Below are 1,270 nucleotides of genomic sequence, written 5' to 3'. Positions count from 1 at the left end.
ACGCTCCCACATTCCTTCATTCAACCTGTCCATGAGGTGGAGGTCAGATATGCTGCCCGACAGGATCTTCGTCCGTAAGGATAGTGCCTTTTCCGACTCATCCGTGCTTCTTGTTATCTTTTCCTTTGCTTAGATCATCAACACTGAGTATCGTTATTTAAGCTGCTTGCGGTAACTCTGCAAATCGAGGGATATCCTGCATCATCTTTTCTTCACTGAATTCGTGTCCTTTTGTTAATATACCGAAAAAGACTCGTATAAGCTTATTACACAAAGCAATGAGAGATTGCATCTTCTTGAGAGGATTCACCTGTCGTTTGGTGTAATACTCATGCAAGGCCCGGAAGGCTGTGTTTTTTGCGACTAACGGCATCATCACTCGAAAGAGCAAAGCACGAAGGCGTTTACGGCCTCGCTTCGTTATCTTTGTCTGTCCAATGTGTGTACCCGATGAGTTTGTTTTTAAGTTCAATCCAGCGAGCTTCGTGATCTGCTTGGGATGACGGTACTGACCAATGTCGCCTACCTCAGCTAGAAAACCTGCAATGGTGTCCCTACCGATCCCTTTTATGGCTAACAATAGTTGCACATGTGGGATCTGCATGAGCAGTTCATCCAACTTCGTTCCCAGTTCTTCGAGCTTGTTTTGAAGCCATTCGTACTGGGTCAGCAGCAGCTTCAGCTCCATTTTAGCTAACTCTGCACCTTGCCTTATGCCTACTGAACAGCTTGCTGCCTCCTTCAGATTCTTTACTCGACCCGAGCCAAGCCCACGCTTAGCGACCTCCCTGAGGTGCCGCAGCAGGGTTTCATCCGGCACATCAACAAGTTCATGTGGCAGTAAATAAAGGCTTAGCATTTGGATGGCGGACTTGCACTCCCAGTCCTTAAATACCGTAAGAAACTCTGGAAAATACCGATCTAGCCAATTATGAACACGTGCTTGCACAACGCAAAGGTCAGTCGTCAGGTGCTCGCGAATTTTCATCGCTTCCCGTAGTTCGGCATAAACGCCCTGTGGAAGGCTCGGTACGGCGTATCTCCCGTCTTTGACCAGCTGCGCGATCACTTTCGCATCTTTAACGTCATTCTTCGTTGGAGAATTGTCATCTAGTTCTTTGCTTTTCTTCACGTGCAGTGGATTCACCACTCCGTGTTTCACTTGCTTTTCTCTTAGAAAATGAGCAAGGTTAAGCCAGTAGTGACCCGTTGGTTCCATACCAACAATGACGTTCTTGAAACCTTGCTCGGTTAAAATCTTCTGAAACCA

Annotated in this window: 1 protein-coding gene; it reads right to left on the bottom strand. The window is 46.9% G+C overall.

Annotation, left to right across the window (positions count from 1 at the left end; all coding sequences use genetic code 11):
• Nucleotides 1-157 precede the first annotated feature (157 nt).
• On the bottom strand, nucleotides 158-1,270 hold a 1,113-nt coding region (locus AC3WU2_RS30615), incomplete at its 5' end, for an IS110 family RNA-guided transposase (RefSeq protein WP_492458609.1).

It is taken from the genome of Paenibacillus sp. EB106-05-06-XG162 (genome assembly GCF_058791655.1).
The sequence above is the reverse complement of the archived record's forward strand: the minus strand, read 5'-3'. Positions and strand labels throughout refer to the sequence as shown.